Here is an 18442-nt window from a genome sequence, read left to right on the forward strand (position 1 = left end):
TGCCCTTGCACCAGGCCAACGAGGACTGTCATGAGCCCCCGCACCCCGAAGAAAACCCGCTCCGTCGCCCCCTCACGCATCCGCGAAGGCTTGCCCTTCCCTCTCGGTGCCACCTGGGACGGTCTGGGCGTCAACTTCGCCCTGTTCTCGGCCAATGCCACCAAGGTCGAGCTGTGCCTGTTCGACTCCACTGGCGAACAGGAGATCGAACGCATCGAGCTCCCCGAATACACCGATGAGATCTACCACGGCTATCTGCCCGACGCGCACCCCGGGCTGATCTACGGTTACCGGGTCCATGGCCCGTACGAGCCGGAGAATGGTCACCGCTTCAACCCCAACAAGCTGCTGATCGACCCCTACGCCAAGCAACTGGTGGGGAATCTGAAGTGGTCCGAGGCGCTGTTCGGCTACACCATCGGCCATCCCGATGGCGACGTGTCGTTCGACGAGCGCGACAGTGCGCCCTTCGTGCCTAAGTGCAAGGTCATCGACCCGGCCTTCACCTGGGGCCGCGACCAGCGGGTGCAGATCCCGTGGGAGCGCACCATTCTCTACGAAGCCCATACCCGGGGCATCAGCATGCGCCATCCGGCGGTGCCGGAAGCACTGCGCGGCACCTTCGCGGGCCTGGCCAACGATGAGCTGCTCAGGCACATCAAGGACCTGGGCGTGTCCTCCATCGAGCTGCTGCCGATCCATGCCTTCGTCAACGACCAGCACCTGCTGCAGAAGGGCCTGAACAACTACTGGGGCTACAACAGCATCGCCTTCTTCGCGCCGCACCCCAAGTACCTGGCCAGCGGCAAGGTCGCCGAGTTCAAGGAAATGGTCGCGCACCTGCACGATGCTGGCCTGGAACTGATCCTGGACGTGGTCTACAACCACACCGCCGAGGGCAACGAGCTGGGGCCGACGCTGTCCATGCGCGGCATCGACAACGCCTCCTACTACCGGCTGATGCCCGACGACAAGCGCTACTACATCAACGACTCCGGCACCGGCAATACCCTCGACCTGAGCCATCCCTGCGTGCTGCAACTGGTCACCGACTCACTGCGCTACTGGGCTGGCGAGATGCATGTCGATGGTTTTCGCTTCGACCTGGCGACCATCCTGGGGCGCTATCACGATGGCTACAGTGAGCGTCACAGTTTCCTGGTGGCCTGTCGGCAGGACCCGCTACTGAGCCAAGTCAAGCTGATCGCCGAGCCCTGGGACTGCGGCCCGGGCGGCTACCAGGTCGGCAACTTCGCCCCCGGCTGGGCCGAATGGAACGATCGCTTTCGCGACACCGTGCGCGCCTTCTGGAAAGGCGATGAAGGCCAGCTGGCGGACTTCGCCTCACGCATGACCGCCTCGGGCGACCTGTTCAACAACCGTGGCCGGCGGCCCTATGCCTCGGTCAACTTCGTCACCGCCCACGATGGCTTCACGCTGCGCGATCTGGTGTCGTACAACGACAAGCACAACGAGGACAACGACGAGAACAACCAGGACGGCACCGACAACAACCTGTCCTGGAACTGCGGTGTCGAAGGGCCTACGGACGACCCACAGATCAACGCTTTGCGCATGCGCCAGATGCGCAACTTCTTCGCCACCCTGCTGCTGGCCCAGGGCACGCCGATGATCGTCGCCGGCGACGAGTTCAGCCGCACCCAGCACGGCAACAACAATGCCTACTGCCAGGACAGCGAGATCGGCTGGATCAACTGGGATCTGGACCAGGAAGGCACCGAACTGCTGGCCTTCGTCAAACGCCTGACCCGCCTGCGCCTGGCCTACCCGGTGTTGCGCCGTTCGCGGTTCCTGGTGGGCGACTACAACGAGGCGATCGGGGTCAAGGATGTCACCTGGCTGGCCCCCGATGGCAGCGAAATGAGCGTGGAGCAATGGGAAGATCCCCATGGCCGCTGCCTGGGCATGCTCATGGACGGTCGCGCCCAGGTCAGTGGCATCGCTCGGCCCGGCGGCGAGGCGACCTTGCTGCTGATCGTCAACGCCTACCACGACACGGTGCCCTTCCAGCTTCCCTCGGTGCCCGAGGGCGACTACTGGAGCTGCCTGGTCGACACCGACCGGCCACAGATGCGCAAGCCTCAGCACCTGGCCTTCGACACGCTGTTCGAGGTCAAAGGGCGCTCATTGCTGCTGATGGCGCTACAGCGCGAGGAAGAGTGATTGGCCAGTCTCACCTGCTTGCGAAAAAATTCACTAGGCGATGGAAGTGGATGCGCTCTTGCGAGTACGACGCTTCCTAGGACCGATCTTTCGCGCCTTGCTTTTTCTTACACCATCTGTGGATTTCGTGACTGGCTGGGGAATAGTAGAGCACGTTCAATGGCGCTGTCGTATCCGCTGCGACCCCTTACTGCACAGACTCTATTCACACGATCGAGAGCACTGCGCGCGCCTCTGAAAGCACCTCTTCGCGACGGCCACCATGGACATAAAAGTCACAGAACTTCGCAACTACCAATCCTTCATCACCGTACCTGGCATCAACAAGAAATACTTGTTGAACTGGGCAAAACCCAACAAGCATCTGAATGTCTATCGCGCGTCTCAGCCGTTTTACGATATCAGTAAAGGGGAAGACACCTTACACACCTTCCCCATGAGGCTGATCAAATGGCTCATGGCCCCGCCAAGAAACATCAGGCTCATTGTCAGCCTCAATCACCACCCGATCGACCCCACGACTCAAACGTATTTCGATGCGTTGAAAGTAAAATTCATTCATGTCAGGACTCCCGACTTTGGCGTACCCGATATCAATGAAATTCGTGACGCCTGCGAATTCATGAAACGCACACTCGACCGCGACGAATCCGTCCTGATCTATTGTGGATATGGGCAAGGCCGTACCGGCACCATGTATTCCGCCTTCGAAGTGTTCGACATGTGCCGCACGTCGAGAGAGACCACATTGGACCAGATCATCGCGCAATCAACCGCTGAAACCTCTGGCCAAGAAAAAATGCTCAGAGCGCTATCCACCTTGGCTCACATTCCCTTCCCGGCGAAACGAAAGAGCCGCATGACTATTTACACCTGATGCCTCTTGGAGAATGAACCCAGGCGAGCAAGATCTGTCCGAATCAGTGTCTGTTTGTGCGAGTGGCCCTGACGTCGGCATGCCTGCGATGGGGCATTCAACCCCGCAGTCCTTGAGGAGCTATCGTGAGCCCCGAAGCCGGTAGTCCAGGTTTCGCCAGCGTCAGCCAAGCCCCAGCCGTCCATCGGCTGCGGGTGCTGACGGTCAATACCCACAAGGGCTTCACCGCCTTCAACCGGCGCTTCATTCTGCCGGAGCTGCGCGAGGCAGTGCGCAGTACCCAGGCCGACATCGTGTTTCTCCAGGAAGTGCTCGGCAGCCATGACCGCCACGCCGCGCGCTACCCGGGCTGGCCACAGACCTCCCAGTACGAGTTTCTCGCCGACAGCATGTGGAGCGACTTCGCCTATGGTCGCAACGCGGTCTATCCCGATGGCCATCACGGCAATGCCCTGCTGTCGAAGTACCCGATTCTCGAACACCGCAACCTCGACGTATCGATCACGGGTCCCGAGCGCCGGGGTCTGTTGCATTGCATCCTCGACGTGCCCGGCCAACGCCAGGTGCATGCCATCTGTGTGCACTTGTCGTTGCTGGAAAGCCATCGGCAGAAGCAATTGCAGCTGTTGCGCCGTTTGCTCGACAGCCTGCCGGCCGCCGCCCCGGTGATCATCGCGGGCGACTTCAACGACTGGCAACTGCGCGGCAATCGCACCCTGGGCGATCAGCGTGATCTGCACGAAGCGTTCGAGCGCCACCACGGCCTGCTGGCGCGCACCTACCCGGCACGCCTGCCGCTGCTGCGCCTGGACCGCATCTACCTGCGCAACGCCGAGAGTCATGCGCCGCGGATCCTCGGGCACAAGCCCTGGACGCACCTGTCCGATCACCTGCCCTTGGCGGTGGAAGTGCGTCTCTAGCAATGATTCGGCATAGCCCGCCGACGGCAAAGAACCAACCTCGATATCGATTGCTGAATTTCAAGCCAAATCATCCAGTTACACCATCCATCGATGTACCAACAAGTCGTTCACGTTTTCTTGACGCAGGCGGCGACGTCTCCTTAGCTGAACTCTACAACGTGTCGTAAAAAATTCGCGCCGGGCCTCTAGCGTGCGCCTTTGTGCGTACCTGCGAGCCCAGGCGTGCTGGTTTGGGTCGCCCTCTGTTTTTGTGTCGTACAGCTCGTGACATCAGGCCAGGTCCTTGGGCTGAACCAACACACAACAACACAACAGAGGAGATCCGCCATGAAAAGAACCTCGAACCCCTGGCGCTTCGACGCGATTTTCTGTGCGGTTTCCACGTCGCTGCTCCTGGCAACCCCGGTGGAAACCTTCGCGTTCGAACTGCAGGAACAGGCCTCGTTCGCCGGCCTGTTGCAGCCGCCGGCCGTGCCGCAGCTCTCCCTCGATCCGGTGACCGCCAGCGGCCTGAGCCTGGGCACCCTGAGTGCATTTTCCGAGCGTATGAGCGAACGCCACGGCCAGGCGGCCCCGGACCTGGTCGCCAGCCAGTGGGCGCAGTTCTTCCCAGAGGCCACCCGACCCGGCGCCCAGGTGCCCGCGCAACTGGAGGCGCCCAGCCAGCAATTGACCATCGGTCCGGACCTGTTCGTGCGTGAAAACAACGGCAATGTGCATCGGGCGGGGATTTTCGTGGGCCACAACAACCTGCAAAGCAGCTTCAACGGCATGCGCCGGTTGCTCGGCGACAAACAGAAAAACGCCGTCAACCTCAGTGGCGAAAGCCTGGGGGTGTACTGGAGCATGACCCATGAACAAGGCTGGCACGTCGATGCCGTGGCCATGGGCACCCGCATCGACGTCAATGGCCGCGGGGAGAGCGGCCAGCGGTTGGACGACAGCGGCCATGCCATGACCTTTTCGGTGGAAGGTGGCTACCCCATCGGTTTGGGCGGTGGCTGGGTCATCGAGCCCCAGGCGCAGTTGATCAACCAGCAGTTCTTCCCTGGTAACCGGGCACAGGAAGAAACCTTGCAGGCGTTCGACAGCCAGCCGAGCTGGAGCGGCCGGGTCGGTGCCAGATTGTCGGGGCGCTACACCGTGCGCGGGATGCCCATCGAGCCCTATGTGCGGACCAACGTGTGGTACGACTTCACCGACTCGGACACCGTGAAGCTGGACCAGGTCGACAAGATCTCCAGTTCCCGGTACTCGACCACCGTAGACCTGGGCTTAGGATTGGTGGCGCGGGTCACGCCGAAAGTAGCGCTGTTCGTCAGTGCCGACTACAGCAGCGATGTGGACGGCAATGACCTCAATGGCCTGATCGGCAGCCTGGGCGTGAGAATGCGCTGGTGAGACTTGGGGACTGCCTTGCAGCCCCAAGCCCTCAAACGGTGGAACCCCTCCAGACTTAAGGGGCCGCTTTGCGGCCCCCGGTACACCTCAGGCCGGTTTCATCACCAGAACCCCCAACGGCGGCAGGTTCAGGGCCAGCGACAGTGGCTGCCCATGGCTGGCCACCTGCTCAGTGGCCACCACCCCCAGATTGCCCACGTTCGACCCGGCATACAGCTCGGCATCGCTGTTGAGCAGCTCCTGCCAGCGCTCACCGAACGGCACACCGATGCGGTACCCCTCACGTGGCACCGGGGTGAAGTTGGCCACTACCAGCAACGGCTCCCCGGCGCTGCTCCAGCGCAGCCAGGCATACACGCTGTTGTGCGCGTCATCACCGATCAGCCACTGGAAGCCTTGGGGTTGGCAGTCCTGTTCGTGAAGGGAGGGCAGCTCGCGATACAAACGGTTGAGGTCGCTCACCAGACGCTGCACGCCTTGGTGCTCGGGGTACTGCAGCAGGTACCAGTCCAGCTGGTGGTCGTGGTTCCACTCGCGCCACTGGCCGAACTCGCAGCCCATGAACAACAGCTTCTTGCCGGGGTGGGTCCACATGAAGGTGAGGTAGGCGCGCAGGTTGGCGAACTTCTGCCAGCGATCGCCCGGCATCTTGTCGATCAGCGAATGCTTGCCATGAACCACTTCATCGTGGGAGATCGGCAAGATGAAATGCTCCGAGTACGCATAGATCAGCCCGAAGCTCATCTCGTTGTGGTGATACGCACGGTGCACCGGGTCGTTCTGGATGTAGTGCAGCGTGTCGTGCATCCAGCCCATGTTCCATTTGTAGGCAAAGCCCAACCCGCCCTGCTGCACCGGCAGGCTGACGCCGGGCCAGGCGGTGGACTCCTCGGCGATGATCAAGGCGCCCGGTGCCTCGACGGCGGCAACGCCGTTGAGGTGGCGGATGAAATCAATGGCTTCGAGGTTCTCACGCCCGCCGTGGCGATTGGGCACCCACTCGCCGGCCTTGCGCGAGTAGTCGCGATACAGCATCGAGGCCACGGCATCGACCCGCAGGCCATCGATGTGGAAGTGTTTGAGCCAGTGCAGCGCCGAGGCCATCATGAAACCGCGCACCTCGTTGCGCCCCAGGTTGTAGATCAGCGTGTTCCAGTCCTGGTGGTAGCCTTCCAGGGGGTTGTCGTATTCGTAGAGTGCGGTGCCGTCGAAGCGCGCCAGGCCGTGTTCATCGGTGGGGAAATGCGCCGGAACCCAGTCCAGCAGCACGCCGATGCCACCCTGGTGGCAGGCATCGATGAACGCCGCGAAGTCCTCGGCGCTGCCGTAGCGCGAGGTCGGTGCGAACAGCGACAGTGGCTGGTAGCCCCAGGAGCCCCCGAACGGGTGCTCCATGATCGGCAGCAGCTCGATGTGGGTGAATCCTAGGTCCTGCACATAGGGCACCAGGCGCTCGGCCAGTTCACGCCAGTTGTAAAAGCGCGACACCTCGCCGCCGTCATCCAGCTCGCAGCGCCAGGAGCCGGCATGCAGCTCGTAGATCGACAGCGGCGCGTCGTAGGCGTGACGCGCGGCGCGCTGTTGCATCCAGTCGTGGTCCTGCCAGGCGTGCTGCAGGGGGCCGGACACCTTGGACGCCGTGCTCGGCGGCAATTCGGTGGCGCGGGCCAGCGGGTCGGCCTTGAGCGGCAGCACGCCGTCCTGGCCAAGCACCTCGAACTTATAGGCCTCGCCGATACCCAGACGCGGCACGAACAGCTCCCACACGCCGGCGTCGTGGCGCAGGCGCATGGGATGGCGACGCCCGTCCCAGTTGTTGAAATCGCCCACCACCGACACGCGCCGGGCATTGGGTGCCCACACCGAGAAGCACACCCCCTCGATGCCATCGGCGCACATCGGCTGGGCGCCGAAACGCCCGGAGAGATCGCGGTGGTTGCCCTCGGCGAACAGGTACAAGTCCATTTCGCCCAATTGCGGGCCGAAACTGTAGGGGTCTTCAGTGATCTGCTCGCCACCGGCCCAACCGATGCGCAGCAGGTACGGATGGGCTTCATCCAGGTGCGCGGTGAACAGCCCTGGTACGCTGCCCTGCACCATTTCGGCCAGCACGCGTCCATCATGGCGCGCCAGCACCTGGACGTTCAGCGCATTGGGCAGGAAGGCCCGGATGAACAGCCCTCCCGCGCCATCGGCGTGGGGGCCCAGCACCGCAAAGGGATTGGCGTGCTCGGCGCGGGCCAGGGCGTCCAGATCCCGTTGCCGAAGGCCGCCGTTATCACGCGTGGTTGCATTCATCTCACTGCCCCTATCCGTTGATGTTTGAAATAAATAACCGGCTCCCACAGAGCAGGCCTATCACCTACCAAGAGGCTTAGCCCTCCCCCCAGGTGCTGATCAGCCCATGCAGCCCATGCAAGGGCACAGCCAACCAGCTTGGCCGGTTCTCGGCTTCGTAGGTGATTTCGTAGGCGGCTTTTTCCAGGCAGAACAGCTCCAGTGCGGCGCGCTCGCCCTCGGCCTGCTCCCAGGCGTGGGGAATGGCGGCGGTGGCCAGGCCATAGGCTTCGACGAAGGCATGACGCGACTGATGCAGGTACTGCCGGGCAACTCGCTGCCGAGCCTGGCGAGCAGCGTCGGAGAGGTCTACCGCCGAGGCGCTGCGCAAGATCATCGCTGCAGCATAGTCGAAGGAGCGCAACACGCCGCTGACGTCCTTGTACGGGCTGTGCTTGGCCCGTCGCTCCTCCAGCGGCCGGGCAGGCTCGCCTTCGAAATCGATCAGGTACGCATCGCCCTGCACCACCAGGACCTGGCCCAGATGCAGGTCGCCGTGCACGCGCATCAGCAGGCCGCCCTGGGCCTGGCGAGCCAGGGTGTCGATGTGCTGGGCCAGGCCCTCGCGTTGTTGCGCCAGGTCATCGACCAGGGCCTGGCTGTCACGGTCGAGGCTGTCGCGGTGCCGGGCCAACAGGTCCAAGGCGTGGTCCAGTTGCGCGCTGATCTGTGTGCTCCAGCGGGTGCTGTCCTCGGTGGCGCTGGGGCGTGGCGCGAACGCTTCGTCATCGCTGGGCGCGGCCAGCAGCAGGTGCATCTCGCCCAGGCGCTGGCCCAGCAAGGCAGCAAAGCCTGTGAGTTCCACCAGGGCGTCGGTGTGCGCCTCGGGCTCGACACTGGCCGGTTCCATCTCGTCGCGCACGGCGCGCTCCAGGGTGTTCTGGGTCCAATCCCAGGCGTCGCCCTGGTTGTTCAGATAGCCTTGGGCAATCATCAGCAGGTGTGGCGTGCCTTGATCGTCAACGCGGCTGACCCAGCCCAGCAACGGCGAAATGTTGGTAAAGCCGGCGGCAGTCAAATAAGCGCTCATCTCAAGCTCCGGATGAATGCCTGGATTGACCCGGCGGATCAGCTTGAGCACCAGGCTGCCGCCTACCACCACCGAGCTGTTGGACTGCTCGGCGCTCAGGTAACGCACTTCGCTTTCTTCATTGAGCGCAAGGCTGGCCAGTTGCTCGGTGCAGTCGAAGCGCAGTTCGCCTGCACCGCACGGCAGACGGGTGCGGGCCTGGCAGTTGCTGAGCACGGCGCGGATGAACGGCTCGAGCACGAAGGCGTCGGTGATCAGCCCCACCTGGCGGCCACGGCGCACCCGCGAGAGCGCCAGCTGCTGGGGCAAGGCGCTGTTGATCTGCTCCTCGGGCAGCAGGCCGAACGGCAGTTGGTAATGCTGCACCACGCCATCACTGTGAACCTGCAGCTCACTGAGCAGCACCGGCGTAGTGGCCGTGGCCAGGCGTACGCCATAGCTCAGGCGCACCTGGTCGATCGGACCTTGCTTGCCGGCAAACCAGCGCCGCTTGGGCAGGTACTGGGGCAGGATGGTGGTTTCCAGGGTGTCGCTCGAGGGTGCGTCGAGCAGTTCCTCCATGCGCTTGCGCAGCACCAGGGTGGTCAGCTCCGGCAAGCCTTCGCTCGGCTCGATGTGCCAGCTGGGCATACGGTCGCGCGAAGCCAGCAGGAACCAGTAGAAACCATAGGGCGGCAGGGTTAGCAGGAACGGCAACTGGCCGATGGGCGGGAAGGCGCTGCCGCCGAGCATCTCCACCGGTACTTTGTCGGCGTAGGCCGACAGCTCCAGCTCGGCAGCCTGGGCTGCACGCGAGACGTTGGCCACGCACAGGACGATCTCGGTGTTGCCCTCGGCATCGGTGTACTCGCGCAAATAGGCGAGGATGCGTCGATTGCTGGGGGTGAGCATTTTCAGGGTGCCACGGCCAAAGGCTTTTTGCTGCTTGCGCACAGCGAGCAGGCGGCGGTTCCAGTTGAGCAGCGAGTGCGGATCGTGGGACTGGGCCTCGACGTTGACGGTCTGGTAGCCGTAGAGCGGGTCCATGATCGGCGGTAGCACCAGGCGCTGCGGGTCGGCGCGGGAAAATCCGCCGTTGCGGTCCGGCGACCATTGCATGGGGGTGCGTACGCCATCGCGGTCGCCCAGGTAGATGTTGTCGCCCATGCCCAGTTCATCGCCGTAGTACAGGGTCGGAGTGCCAGGCATCGACAGCAGCAGGCTGGTGAGCAGTTCGATACGCCGGCGGTCACGCTGCAGCAGCGGCGCCAGGCGACGGCGGATGCCGAGGTTGATGCGGGCGCGGCGGTCCTCGGCATAGTAGTTCCACAGATAGTCACGCTCGCGGTCGGTGACCATTTCCAGGGTGAGTTCATCGTGGTTGCGCAGGAAGATCGCCCATTGGCAGTTGGCGGGGATTTCCGGGGTCTGGCGCAGGATGTCGGTGATCGGGAAGCGGTCTTCCATGGCCAGGGCCATGTACATGCGCGGCATCAGCGGGAAGTGGAACGCCATGTGGCATTCGTCGCCATCGCCCTCGCCGAAATAGGGACGGGTGTCCTCGGGCCACTGGTTGGCCTCGGCCAGGAGCATGCGGTCGGGGTAGTTGGCGTCGATCTCGGCACGGATCGCCTTGAGTACTGCGTGGGTTTCGGGGAGGTTCTCGTTGTTGGTGCCGTCGCGCTCGATCAGGTAGGGGATCGCATCCAGGCGCAGGCCGTCGACGCCAAGATCGAGCCAGAAGCGCATGACGCCGATCACGGCCTTCATCACTTGCGGGTTGTCGAAGTTCAGGTCCGGCTGGTGCGAATAGAAGCGGTGCCAGAAGTACTGGCCGGCGACCGGGTCCCACGTCCAGTTGGATTTCTCGGTGTCCAGGAAGATGATCCGCGTACCGTCGTACTTCTGATCGGTGTCCGACCACACGTAGAAGTCCCGGGCCTTGCTACCCGGCTTGGCGTGGCGGGCGCGCTGGAACCAGGGGTGCTGGTCGCTGGTGTGGTTGATGACAAGCTCGGTGATCACCCGCAGGCCGCGTTTGTGGGCCTCGGCGATGAAGCGGCGCGCATCGGCCAGGGTGCCGTAGTCGCTGTGCACGGCCTTGTACTCGGCAATGTCGTAGCCGTCATCGCGCCGTGGCGAGGGGTAGAACGGCAGCAGCCACAGCGTGTTGACGCCCAGCTCGGCGATGTAGTCGAGCTTGCCGATCAGCCCGGCGAAATCACCGATGCCGTCATTGTTCGAGTCGAAGAAGGACTTGATGTGCAGCTGGTAGATCACTGCGTCCTTGTACCACAGCGGGTCGTCGATGAAGGCTTGTGGGCGGGAACGCTTGGCCATGGGCGACTCCTTTCAATTCGATTTCAGCGTGCAACGGTGTTGTCCGGTAGCCCCACAGGGGACGCCGTTCTAACGGGCTTTTTCGATTCGCCAGATGCCAAACGGCAGGTGCCAGGGCTCGATGCGCATCCATTGGGTCTTGCCGTGCCAGGTCCAGCGGTGGCCGTTCATCAGGTCCTCGCCGAGGGTGTCGGCGTTGTCGTCCAGGCCCAGCTCCCACAGCGGCAGTTCGAAGTGCGCCTCCTGGGCGTTGTGCGGGTCGAGGCTGATGGCCACCAGGATGTAGTTGTCCCGTTCCGGCGTGCGTTTGGCGAAATACAGGATGTTGTCGTTCCAGCAGTTGAAGAATGCGACGCCCAGGTGGGTCTGCAGGGCGCGGTTCTGTCGGCGGATGCGGTTGAGCTGGGCGATCTCGGCGATGATGTTGCCGGGTTGGGTGAAGTCCCGCGGGCGGATTTCGTACTTCTCCGAATCCAGGTATTCCTCCTTGCCGGGCAGCGGCGTGCCCTCGCACAACTCGAAGCCCGAATACATGCCCCACAGCCCGGACCCCATGGTCGCCAGGGCAGCGCGAATCAGGAATCCCGCGCGCCCGGAGGTCTGCAGGAAGTAGGGGTTGATGTCCGGCGTGTTGACGAAGAAGTTCGGCCGGTAGCAGTGGCACCAGGGCGGCTGGTTGAGTTCGAGGAAGTAGTCGCGCAGCTCCTGCTTGGTGTTGCGCCAGGTGAAGTAGGTGTAGCTCTGGGCATAGCCGACCTTGCCCAGGCGGGCCATCATCGCCGGGCGGGTGAAGGCCTCGGCGAGAAAGATCACATCGGGGTAGCGGCTGCGCACGTTGGCGATCAGCCATTGCCAGAACGGCAAGGGCTTGGTGTGCGGGTTGTCGACACGGAAGGTGCGCACGCCCTCCTCGACCCAGCCGACCACCACGTCACGCAGGGCCAGCCACAAGGAGGGCACGGCCTCGGCGGAATAGAAGTCGACGTTGACGATGTCCTGGTACTTTTTCGGCGGGTTCTCGGCGTAGCGGATGGTGCCGTCCGGCCGCCAGCTGAACCAGCCGGGGTGCTCGGTCAGCCAGGGGTGGTCCTGGGAACACTGGATGGCGAAGTCCAAGGCGATCTCCAGGCCATGCTCGGCGGCGGCGGCGACCAGGCGGCGAAAATCCTCGCGGCTGCCCAACTGCGGGTGGATGGCATCGTGGCCGCCTTCGGGGCTACCGATGGCATAGGGACTGCCCGGCTCTCCCGGCTCGGCCTGCAGGGCATTGTTGCGGCCCTTGCGGTGCTTGGTGCCGATGGGGTGGATCGGCGGGAAGTACAGCACGTCGAAGCCCATGTCGCGGATCATCGGCAGGCGCTGGTGCACGTCGTTGAAGGTGCCGTGGCGCTCGGCGCTATCGGTGATCGAACGCGGAAAGAGTTCGTACCAACTGGCGAACAGCGCCTGCTCGCGGTCCACATCCACCGGGAACTCGGCGCTGCGGGTCAGGTAGCTGCGGTGCTCGGCATCGACCATGAGCGCCGCAGTGCCAGGGTCGAGCAACAGCGCCACCTGGTCATCGGCGGCGAGCGTCGGCAGGCGGTGCTGGAGCTGCACAAGCTGCCCGCGCAGTTGGCCGTTGCTGCGCTCGGCGCCCGTGCCCAACAGCAGCCTGCCCTCCTCCAGCTCGAGCTTGATGTCGACGCCGGCGTGGTACTTCTTCTCGAGGTCGTGGCAGTAGGTGGCGAAGGGGTCGATCCAGGCCTCGATGCTGAACAGGTGAAGGCCCAGTTCCAGCGGCGTGAACTCGGCCAGCCACAGGTCGTTGCCAGGCGAATGCATGGGCACGGTGTGCCAGCGGCGGCTGTGGGCCTGGCGCCAGTGCAGGACCACCGCCAAGCGGTCATGGCCATCGCTGTAGACCTTGCTGCTCACCGCCACGCGCTGGCCACGTACCGCCTTGGTGGCGAAGGTGCCAGCATCGAGCACCGGTTGCGTGTCTTCGACCACGATGCGCGGTGCCAGCAACGCCTGGGACAGGCTGATGGCCTGGTCCGGGTGATCGTTGGCCATGGGCACGCTGTCGAACGGCTCATTTCCTGACATCGAACCTTGCTCCCTTTTGCGGTGGCGGTAAGGGTTCAGAGCCGTGGGCGCTGCCTGGGGTTCAAAAAAAATGAGCGAACGGTGCAGGGCCAAGTCAAAGCCTGCAAAGACGCTTGATTCCCAAGGGAGGCCTGGCCATGAACATTCCCATTCCACCGGAGACGCCCGACCCGAACATCGACGACCCCACCCTGCCGCCGACCGTGCCGGAGGAGGAGCCGGACGATCTGCCGATCAAACCGACCGTGCCGCCGACCGTGGGGGATCCGCCGAGCGAGGAGCCACCGGTGAAAGGCAAAGGATAGACAAGGACCGTGACAAGCACGGTATGGACACTGGGAGCGGTAGCGAAACTGCCGCCCCTTTCGCAGGTGACCCCGCTCCCACCTGGTTTTGCATGTTTTTTGTGGGAACGGGTTTACCCGCGAAGAAGTCACCGCGGAGCAAGACCCTGATTCCCACGCAATCAGGTGATACCGACGATAGGTTACAGATTGATCTCGGCGATGCTGATCTCGCGCATGCGGAACTTCTGCACCTTCCCGGTCACCGTCATCGGGAACGCCTCGACGAAGCGATAATGGCGGGGCACCTTGAAATGAGCGATACGCGCCTTGCACCAGCCCTGTAGCTCCTCGGCCGTGGCGCTGTGTCCGGGATGCAGCTTGATCCAGGCCACCACCTCCTCGCCATAGCGGCTGCAGGGAATGCCGATCACCTGGGCATCGGCCACCGCCGGGTGGGTATAGAAGAACTCCTCCAGCTCGCGCGGATAGATGTTCTCGCCTCCTCGGATAATCATGTCCTTGTTGCGCCCGACGATGCGCACATAGCCCTGCTCATCCATCACCGCCAGGTCGCCCGAATGCATCCAGCCAGCCGGGTCGATGGCATCCTGGGTGGCTTGCGGGTTGTTCCAGTAGCCGAGCATCACGCTGTAGCCGCGAGTGCACAGCTCGCCGATTTCGCCACGCGGGACGATGTTGCCGTGCTCGTCCACCAGCTTGCTTTCCAACTGCGGCTGGGTACGCCCGACCGTGGTCACGCGCAGTTCCAGCTCGTCGTCAGGGCCGGTCTGCAACGACACCGGGCTGGTCTCGGTCATGCCGTAGGCGATCTGCACCTGGGCCATGTGCATCTGCCCGATCACCCGGCGCATCACCTCGATCGGGCAGGTGGCCCCGGCCATGATGCCGCTGCGCAGGCTGGAGAGATCCAGCTCGGCGCGACCGGGGTGGTCGAGCATGGCGATGAACATAGTCGGCACGCCATAGAGAATGCTGGCGCGCTCCTCGGCCACAGCCTGCAGGGTCAGGCCCGGGTCGAAGGCATCGTTGGGGTAGATCATGGTGCTGCCATGGGTGATGCAGCCCAGGTTGGCCATGACCATGCCGAAGCAGTGGTACAGCGGCACCGGGATCACCATGCGGTCCTGTGCCGTCAGGCCTAGGCTTGCACCGACCATATAGCCGTTGTTGAGGATGTTGTAGTGGCTGAGCGTGGCGCCCTTGGGCGCGCCGGTGGTGCCGGAGGTGTACTGGATGTTCACCGGCTGGTCGAATTGCAGGCTGCGCTGGCGGGCGTCGAAGGCAGCAAGGTCGGTCTGCCCTGCTCGCTCGATCAGCCGAGCCCAAGGCAGGAAACCGGCCGGCGGGTTGGCGGCCAGGCTGATCACCCCGCGCAGCGCCGGCAGCCGCTCGCTGGCCAGTTGGCCGGGCGCGTCGGTGCGCAGTTCAGGGGCCAGGTCCAGCAGCATGGCGTGGTAGTCGGAGGTCTTGAAGGCGTCGGCGCACACCAGCCAGCTGCAGCCTGACTGGCGCAGTACGTATTCCAGTTCACCGACCCGATAGGCCGGGTTGATGTTGACCAGGATCGCGCCGACCTTGGCGCTGGCCAGTTGCAGGATGCACCACTGGGCGCAGTTGGGCGCCCAGATCCCGACCCGATCGCCAACCTGCACACCCAGCGCCATCAGCGCCCGGGCATGCTCATCGACAGTCTCGGCCAATTGCCGCCAGCTGTAGCGCAGCCCCTGGTGGCGAACGACCAGGGCTTCGCCGTCAGGATGGCGGGCCACAGTCGCATCGAAGGCCTGGCCGATGGTCAGGGTCAACAACGGGCGGTCCTGTCGGCCGCGGGTGTAGCTTGGTTGACTCATGGATGTCCCTTCTTGTGGTTGTTCTGGGCATGACTGAAGCAAGCGACGCTACTCTGGCGCAGATTTACGTTAACGTAAAGGTCACGAGTCGATTGACAGCATTGAGCGGCAGGTTTACGTTAACGTAAAGGTGAAAAATGACAACGGGCTTGTCGGCGTGACACCCATCCTGCGGGAGCGGTGGATAGCCCTTGAGCTACGGTGTAACCCAACTTCAATAACAAGAAGGTGCCCCCGCATGCATTACCCCACCCTGAACTTCGCCCTGGGCGAAACCATCGACATGCTCCGCGACCAGGTGCGCACCTTCGTTGCCGCCGAACTGGCCCCCCGCGCGGCTCAGATCGACCAGGACAACCTGTTCCCCGCCGACATGTGGCGCAAGTTCGGCGACATGGGCCTACTGGGCATCACCGTGCCAGAGGAATACGGCGGCGCCGGCCTGGGTTACCTGGCCCACGTGGTGTCGATGGAGGAAATCAGCCGCGGTTCGGCCTCGGTGGCCCTGTCCTATGGCGCCCACTCCAACCTGTGCGTCAACCAGATCAACCGCAACGGCACCCACGAGCAGAAGCTCAAGTACCTGCCCAAGCTGATCAGCGGCGAGCACATCGGCGCCCTGGCCATGAGCGAGCCCAACGCCGGCTCCGACGTGGTGTCGATGAAGCTGCGCGCCGAGAAGCGCGGCGACCACTACGTGCTCAACGGCAGCAAGACCTGGATCACCAACGGCCCTGACGCCAACACCTATGTGATCTACGCCAAGACAGACCTGGACAAGGGCCCCCACGGCATCACTGCGTTCATCGTCGAGCGCGACTGGAAAGGCTTCTCGCGCAGCAACAAGTTCGACAAGCTCGGCATGCGCGGCTCCAATACCTGCGAGCTGTTCTTCGATGGTGTGGAAGTCCCGGAGGAAAACATCCTCGGCCAGCTCAACGGTGGCGTGCGTGTGCTGATGAGCGGCCTGGACTACGAACGCGTGGTCCTCTCCGGCGGCCCGACCGGCATCATGCAGGCCTGCATGGACCTGGTGGTGCCCTACATCCATGACCGCAAGCAGTTCGGCCAAAGCATCGGCGAGTTCCAGCTGATCCAAGGCAAGATCGCCGACATGTACACCCAGCTCAACGCCAGCCGCGCCTACCTGTATGCCGTGGCCCAGGCCTGCGACCGCGGCGAGACCACCCGCAAGGACGCCGCCGGGGTGATCCTCTATACCGCCGAACGCGCGACCCAGATGGCCCTGGAAGCGATCCAGATCCTCGGCGGCAATGGCTATATCAATGAATTCCCGGCAGGTCGCCTGCTGCGCGATGCCAAGCTGTACGAAATCGGCGCCGGCACCAGCGAGATCCGCCGGATGCTGATCGGTCGCGAACTGTTCAACGAAACCCGCTAAAGCAGCTTCAAGCAGCAAGCTACAAGCAGCAAGACAACCAGATGCGCGCTTGCAGCCACAACACTGAACATTCTTGCAGCTTGAAGCTTGAGGCTTGATTCTGCGCGAGGAGTCATGATGATCCTGAAGTCACAGTTGAACGTTAAGTCACCAGAGTTCGCGCAGAACTGGACCGCCATGGCAGCCCAGGTCCAGGCTCTGCGCACCCTGCTTGCCCAGGTCAGCCAGGGCGGCGGCCCCAAGGCCCAGGAACGGCATACCTCGCGAGGCAAACTGCTGCCACGCGAGCGCATCGATCGCCTGCTCGACCCAGGCTCGCCCTTCCTCGAGATCGGCCAGTTGGCCGCCCATGAGGTCTATGGCGAAGACGTGCCCGCTGCGGGCGTGATCGCCGGCATCGGTCGTATCGAGGGGGTCGAATGCATGATCGTGGCCAACGATGCCACGGTCAAAGGCGGCTCCTACTATCCGTTGACGGTGAAAAAACACCTGCGCGCCCAGACCATCGCCCTGCAGAACCGCCTGCCCTGCATCTACCTGGTGGACTCCGGCGGCGCCAACCTGCCCCGCCAGGACGAAGTCTTCCCGGACCGCGAGCACTTCGGGCGGATTTTCTTCAACCAGGCCAACATGAGCGCGCAGGGCATCCCACAGATCGCCGTGGTCATGGGCTCGTGCACCGCAGGCGGCGCCTATGTGCCGGCCATGGCCGACGAAGCGATCATGGTGCGCCAGCAGGCGACCATCTTCCTCGCAGGCCCCCCTCTGGTGAAGGCTGCCACCGGTGAGGTGGTCAGCGCCGAAGACTTGGGCGGCGCCGACGTGCATTGCCGCACCAGCGGTGTGGCCGACCACTACGCCGACAACGATGAACACGCCCTGGCCCTGGCCCGGCGCAGCGTGGCCAACCTCAACTGGCGCAAGCTCGGCCAGGTGCAGCGCCAGGCACCCATCGCCCCGCTGTACGACGCCCAGGAGCTGTACGGCGTGGTCCCGGCCGACGCCAAGCAACCCTTCGACGTACGCGAAGTCATCGCTCGCCTGGTCGATGGCTCGGTGTTCGATGAGTTCAAGGCCTTGTTCGGCACCACCCTGGTGTGCGGCTTCGCCCACCTGCATGGCTACCCAGTGGCGATCCTGGCCAACAACGGCATCCTCTTTGCCGAGGCCGCGCAAAAAGGCGCGCACTTCATCGAGCTGGCCTGCCAACGCGGCATCCCGCTGCTGTTCCTGCAGAACATCACAGGCTTCATGGTCGGCAAAAAGTATGAAGAAGGCGGCATCGCCAAGCATGGCGCCAAGCTGGTGACCGCGGTGGCCTGTGCCCAGGTGCCGAAGTTCACCGTGATCATCGGCGGCAGCTTCGGTGCCGGCAACTATGGCATGTGCGGCCGCGCCTACGACCCGCGCTTCTTGTGGATGTGGCCCAACGCACGCATCGGCGTGATGGGGGCCGAACAAGCTGCTGGCGTGCTGGCGCAGGTCAAGCGCGAACAGAGCGAACGCGCCGGCACGGCTTTTAGCGCCGAGGAAGAGGCCAAGCTCAAACAGCCGATCCTCGACCAGTACGAACGCCAGGGCCACCCCTACTACTCCAGCGCACGACTGTGGGACGACGGCGTCATCGACCCGGCGCAGACCCGCGATGTGCTCGGCCTGGCGTTGTCCGCCGCACTGAACGCCCCGATCGAACAGAGCCGCTTCGGCATTTTCCGGATGTGAC

The 18442-nt window shown here is 63.6% G+C and carries 11 protein-coding genes; 7 read left to right on the forward strand and 4 right to left on the reverse strand.

Going from position 1 to position 18442, the window contains the following annotated elements; translation table 11 throughout:
- Positions 1 to 30 precede the first annotated feature (30 nt).
- From glgX to ABOA88_RS05520, 4 genes are all read left to right on the forward strand, one after another.
- Entirely contained in the window at positions 31 to 2184 is a 2154-nt protein-coding gene (gene glgX / locus ABOA88_RS05505) for a glycogen debranching protein GlgX (protein WP_367851086.1), read from the forward strand.
- Positions 2185 to 2446: 262 nt separating this feature from the next.
- On the forward strand, positions 2447 to 3061 hold the full coding sequence (locus ABOA88_RS05510) for a protein-tyrosine phosphatase family protein (protein ID WP_196168822.1): 615 nt from the start codon (positions 2447 to 2449) through the stop codon (positions 3059 to 3061).
- Between the two features lie 125 nt (positions 3062 to 3186).
- Positions 3187 to 3981 carry an endonuclease/exonuclease/phosphatase family protein gene (locus ABOA88_RS05515; protein WP_367851087.1) on the forward strand — a complete coding sequence of 265 codons (795 nt, stop codon included), beginning with the start codon at positions 3187 to 3189 and terminating at the stop codon, positions 3979 to 3981.
- A 330-nt stretch (positions 3982 to 4311) separates the two neighbouring features.
- Positions 4312 to 5385, forward strand: a complete 1074-nt coding sequence (locus ABOA88_RS05520; protein WP_196168824.1) for an autotransporter domain-containing protein — start codon at positions 4312 to 4314, stop codon at positions 5383 to 5385.
- An 87-nt stretch (positions 5386 to 5472) separates the two neighbouring features.
- On the opposite strand, the gene glgB is transcribed toward ABOA88_RS05520, so the two are convergent.
- From glgB to ABOA88_RS05535, 3 genes are all read right to left on the reverse strand, one after another.
- The gene (glgB, locus tag ABOA88_RS05525) at positions 5473 to 7683 is read right to left on the reverse strand and encodes a 1,4-alpha-glucan branching protein GlgB (RefSeq protein WP_367851088.1); all 2211 of its coding nucleotides are present in this window, start codon (positions 7681 to 7683) and stop codon (positions 5473 to 5475) included.
- A gap of 76 nt (positions 7684 to 7759) precedes the next feature.
- Positions 7760 to 11071, reverse strand: coding sequence for a maltose alpha-D-glucosyltransferase (gene treS / locus ABOA88_RS05530; RefSeq protein WP_367851089.1), 3312 nt, complete (start codon positions 11069 to 11071; stop codon positions 7760 to 7762).
- Positions 11072 to 11140: 69 nt separating this feature from the next.
- On the reverse strand, positions 11141 to 13159 hold the full coding sequence (locus tag ABOA88_RS05535; protein WP_196168827.1) for an alpha-1,4-glucan--maltose-1-phosphate maltosyltransferase: 2019 nt from the start codon (positions 13157 to 13159) through the stop codon (positions 11141 to 11143).
- Positions 13160 to 13296: 137 nt separating this feature from the next.
- Here ABOA88_RS05535 and ABOA88_RS05540 point away from each other — a divergent pair, with 137 nt between their 5' ends.
- Positions 13297 to 13464, forward strand: a complete 168-nt coding sequence (locus tag ABOA88_RS05540) for a hypothetical protein (RefSeq protein WP_367851090.1) — start codon at positions 13297 to 13299, stop codon at positions 13462 to 13464.
- Between the two features lie 182 nt (positions 13465 to 13646).
- Here ABOA88_RS05540 and ABOA88_RS05545 read toward each other — a convergent pair whose 3' ends face one another.
- Entirely contained in the window at positions 13647 to 15317 is a 1671-nt protein-coding gene (locus ABOA88_RS05545; RefSeq protein WP_196168829.1) for an AMP-binding protein, read from the reverse strand.
- 238 nt (positions 15318 to 15555) lie between these two features.
- On the opposite strand from ABOA88_RS05545, the gene ABOA88_RS05550 reads away from it, so the two are divergent.
- Both ABOA88_RS05550 and ABOA88_RS05555 read left to right on the forward strand, forming a co-directional pair.
- Positions 15556 to 16719 carry an isovaleryl-CoA dehydrogenase gene (locus tag ABOA88_RS05550; protein ID WP_102082443.1) on the forward strand — a complete coding sequence of 388 codons (1164 nt, stop codon included), beginning with the start codon at positions 15556 to 15558 and terminating at the stop codon, positions 16717 to 16719.
- A gap of 114 nt (positions 16720 to 16833) precedes the next feature.
- Positions 16834 to 18441, forward strand: coding sequence for a carboxyl transferase domain-containing protein (locus ABOA88_RS05555; RefSeq protein WP_367851091.1), 1608 nt, complete (start codon positions 16834 to 16836; stop codon positions 18439 to 18441).
- The last annotated feature ends 1 nt before the right edge of the window (position 18442 follow it).

The organism is Pseudomonas sp. PKS, assembly GCF_051913525.1.
GTDB lineage: Bacteria > Pseudomonadota > Gammaproteobacteria > Pseudomonadales > Pseudomonadaceae > Aquipseudomonas > Aquipseudomonas guariconensis_D.